This window comes from Dietzia sp. DQ11-71 (assembly GCF_014144995.1).
Classification (GTDB): domain Bacteria; phylum Actinomycetota; class Actinomycetes; order Mycobacteriales; family Mycobacteriaceae; genus Dietzia; species Dietzia kunjamensis.
Map to the genome: position 1 here is coordinate 1 of NZ_JAALDT010000233.1, position 3,939 is coordinate 3,939.

The 3,939-nt window shown below is 70.5% G+C and carries 4 protein-coding genes and 1 pseudogene; 2 read left to right on the top strand and 3 right to left on the bottom strand.

Features of this window, described 5'->3' with window-relative positions:
- A pseudogene (locus G6023_RS09020) lies at window positions 1–279 on the bottom strand (hypothetical protein); the annotation flags it as partial.
- Entirely contained in the window at window positions 257–1,660 is a 1,404-nt protein-coding gene (locus tag G6023_RS09025) for a M1 family metallopeptidase (RefSeq protein ID WP_182635092.1), read from the bottom strand. The gene G6023_RS09025 and the pseudogene G6023_RS09020, both read right to left, overlap by 23 nt.
- 160 nt (window positions 1,661–1,820) lie before the next feature.
- Between G6023_RS09025 and G6023_RS09030 the strand changes: the two genes are divergently transcribed.
- Complete coding sequence (locus G6023_RS09030) at window positions 1,821–2,270, top strand: hypothetical protein (RefSeq protein WP_120284698.1); 450 nt, start codon at window positions 1,821–1,823, stop codon at window positions 2,268–2,270.
- Window positions 2,267–2,677: a winged helix-turn-helix domain-containing protein gene (locus tag G6023_RS09035; protein ID WP_347570751.1), complete on the top strand. Its 411-nt coding sequence runs from the start codon at window positions 2,267–2,269 to the stop codon at window positions 2,675–2,677. Before G6023_RS09030 ends, G6023_RS09035 begins: the two co-directional genes overlap by 4 nt.
- Window positions 2,678–2,690: 13 nt before the next feature.
- On the opposite strand, the gene G6023_RS09040 is transcribed toward G6023_RS09035, so the two are convergent.
- A partial coding sequence (locus tag G6023_RS09040; protein ID WP_347570752.1) for a Pls/PosA family non-ribosomal peptide synthetase occupies window positions 2,691–3,939 on the bottom strand: 1,249 nt, incomplete at its 5' end.

Sequence of the window (3,939 nt, forward strand, 5' to 3'; positions counted from 1 at the left end):
CCGCGCGCCGACCGTGCCGGTCCCACCCCCGCGGGCCGAGCGGACGGCGCGGGTGACCTCCTGCAACAGCCCGTTGGCGACGCCGCCGAGGGCGAAGAACGCTCCCCAGTAGGTGGCGAACAGTGGATAGTCGGCCGGGCCGAGCGCGCGGCCGGCCACCAGCATCACCAGGTACCCGGAGGCCGCGGCGAACAGGGTCGCCAACGTCAGTGCCCGCATCCCGCCCGCGGCCGACCGGCCGGTGGTGGGCGTCGGCTCAGTGGCTGCCGGTGTCGTCATCGGGCATACCGAGGGTCGGCGGCAGGGGCTCGGAGAACAGCCAGGCGTTCCACAGTGGCCGCAGGTCGACGGGGGAGTGGTCGGCGGCCAGGTGGAGGAAGTCGTCGGTGGTGACAGTCCTGCCGGAGTACGTCGCGACCCACGCGCGGAGGAGATCGAAGAAGCGGTCGTCGCCGATCGTCAGGCGCAGCGCGTGCAGGGTCAGGGCGCCGCGCTTGTAGACGCGGTCGTCGAACATGTCCTCCGGTCCGGGGTCGGACAGGAGGAGGTCCTGCGGGGAATTCTGCAGCTTGGAGTAGTAGCGCAGGGCGTGACTGCCGGCGTCGGCGCCGCCGGAGAACTCGGTCCACAGCCACTCGGCGTAGCAGGCGAACCCCTCGTGCAGCCAGATGTGCTTCCACTCGGCGATGGTGACGGCGTTGCCGAACCACTGGTGGGCCAGCTCGTGGGCGATGAGTCGCTCGTCCGAGTCCGGCCGGCCCGCGGCCTCACACGTGTTGCGTCCGAACGTCGACATGCCCATCGCCTCGAGCGGGATCTCGAGTTCGTCGTCGGTCACCACGACCTTGTAGCTGTCGAACGGGTACGGGCCGAAGAGATCGGAGAACACGGTGATCATCTCGAGTTGCCGGGCGAAGGCCTGCCGGAATCCCCGCTTGAGGTCGGCGGGGACGAAGGCGTGGAACGGCACCGGCCCGTCGGTGGCCTCGAGGTGGTCGTACTGCCCGAGGTTGACGGTGACCAGGTAGGGGGAGGTGGGGTGCGGGAGGTCGAAGTCCCAGGCGGTCGTGCTGCCACTGCGCTTCTTGCCGACCAGCGTGCCGGTGACGACGGCGCGGTACGGCGAGTCGGTGGTGAGCCTGATACGGAACGGGGCCTTCGCCGAGGGGTGGTCGTCGCAGGGGAACCAGCTGGCGGCACCGTTGGGCTGGCCCGCGACGAGGACCCCGTCGGTCAGTTCCTCCCAGCCCACCTCGCCCCACGGCCCACGGATCGGCTTCGGGTTGCCGGAGTAGCGGATGGTCAGGGTGAACGCGGATCCCACGGCGAGTGGTTCGGCGAGGGTGATCGAGAGCTTGCCGCGGGGCCGGGTGTAGCGGGCGACGCGGTCTCCGTCGAGAAGGACCTTGGACACGGTCAGGTGCGGGGAGAGGTCGAGCCGGATCGTCTCCAGCGGCTCGGTGGCGGTCGCGGTGATCACCGCCTCGCCACGGAGGTTGTTGGGGCTCACCTTGTAGCTCAGGTCCAGCTCGTAGCGCGTGACGCGATATCCGTGGTTGCCCGCGCCGGGCAGGTAGGGGTCGACCGGGTCGGCGCCCGACGGCGTGCGCGGGGACGCCAGCTTGGCGACGAGGTCTGACTTCACTGCCTTCAATTCCATGACCTGCGCGAGTCTAGAGGACCGGCGACGGGCGACGCCCGTCTCGAGGCGAGAAGTGACCGCTCCCGGGAAAGTGGTTGCCAGATAGGAAAGTACTTGCCTAGTCTCAATATCACTCCGCGGCGGAAACTCCCCCGGGGCACCGACGGAAGGCAGACCCATGGACCCGCAGAACTCAAGCACCGGCGAGGTCGATCGAGCGGAGGCCGCCCGCATGCTCGCCGAGGCCGAGGGGCGCCCGCCGGTCAGCTCCCGGCAGGACGCCCGCGTGTTCGCGGCGTTCGCCGCGGCCATCTCGCTTCTGATGGGGATCGGGACAGTCGCGATCATGTTCTCCAACTGGGCGCTCGTGCCGTACGTGCTGTTGCTCTTCGTGGCGATCTTCTGGCAGCGACGCGCGATCAAGGCGGGCCCCCGCGGATCGGGACGGACCTACACGTGGGGCGTCGCGGGATCGGGCGTGATGATCCTCGTCGTCGTCACCGGCCTGAACGTCATCCGCACCACGATCGGGCTCACCGCCTGGTGGTACCTCCTCGGGGTTCTGTTGGTCGCCCTGCCCGGCCTGGTGGCCGCCGCGATCATCGACCGGCGGGGATCCGAGCGGTGAGCGGAGAGAAGATGGGCGGCGAGACGACGGGCGGTCAGATGACGGGCGACGAGACGACGACGAGCACCCCGGCTGCATCGGGGGGCTCCGCCCCGGGGGCGGGCGGCGGATCGGGAGGGCACGCCCGCCACCGGTTGGACGAGGTCATCCACGCGCCCGTCCGCTTCTCCATCGTCGCGGCCCTGGCTGGCGTCGACTACGCGGATTTCGCCACCATCCGCGACGCGGTCGAGGTCACCGACTCGACACTGTCCAAGCAGGCATCGGTGCTGGAGAAAGCCGGATACGTCAAAGTCAGCAAGGGGTACGTCGGCAAGCGACCGCGGACGTGGTTGTCGCTCACCCGCGACGGACGCAGGGCCTACGAGTCCCACCTGGCGGCGCTGCGGGCCATCGCCGGCGGCTGACCCGCCCACCGGCTCAGCCCCGCCAGGGTGCGATCGGATTGCCCTGCCAGCGGGTGCCGGGCGGGATGCGGTCGCCGCGCATCACCAGCGAGGCCGGGCCGACGGTCGAGCCGTCACCGATCGACGACGCCGGCAGCGCGACGCAATGGCACCCCAGTGTGGCGCCGGCCTCGATCGTCACCCGGTCGATCTGCATGATGCGGTCGTGGAACAGGTGGGTCTGGACCACGCACCCGCGGTTGATGGTGGCGCCGTCCCCGAGGGAGATCAGGTCCGCCTCGGGCAGCCAGTACGACTCGCACCACACGCCTCGGCCGATCCGTGAGCCCAGCAGGCGCAGCATCGCGTTCATCACCGGGGTGCCCGACGCGGGCCGGGCCATCCACGGCGCGGCGAGCAACTCGATGAACGAGTCGGCGACTTCGTTGCGCCACACGAACGACGACCACAGCGGCTGCTCGCCCGCGCGGATCCGGCCCACGAGGATCCACTTGGCCAGCGCGGCGACCACCAGGGCGACCAGACCCGCGTAGGCGAGCGTCAGCCCGGAGGTCAGTGCCGCCACGCCGAAGCCCCACTCCAGGTGGATCTCCTGCATCACCACCAGGACGCTGACCAGGAGCAGGAACGACATCCAGACGGGGACCAGTCGCAGGGTCTCCCACGCCGCCCGGGCGACCTTGAGGCGTCGCGGCGGCTGGTAGGTGCGGACGTCGTCGGTGTCGGCGACGGCGCGAGGGAGTTTCTGCGGCGGCGACCCCAGCCACGAGGTGCCCTTCTTGGCCTTCTGCGGGGCGGACGAGAGCACGGCGACCAGGCCGCGCGCGGGCACCTTCCGCCCGGCGGAGGCGATCCCGGAGTTGCCGAGGAAGGCGCGCTTGCCGACCTGGGCGTGCTCCAGACGCATCCATCCGGAGCCCAGTTCGTACGGTGCGACCATGGTGTCGTCGGCGAGGAACGCCCCGTCGCGGACGGTGGTGAGGGCGGGGATGAGCAGCACGGTCGAGGCCTCGACGTCCTTACCGATCCTGGCTCCCAGCAGGCGCAGCCAGACCGGGGTGAGCATGGACGCGTAGAGCGGGTAGAGCCAGTTCCGCGCGGCGTCCATGAGCCGTTCGCTGCACCAGGCCTGCCAGGCGATCCGCGAGTGGACCGGGTGGAAACCCGGGTTCAGCCCGATCGACAGCAGCCTCACCGCCCCGAGGGTGGCCGCGGCGAAGAGCGCGAGTGCGAGGAGCGTGGCGGGGACCGACCACAGTGCG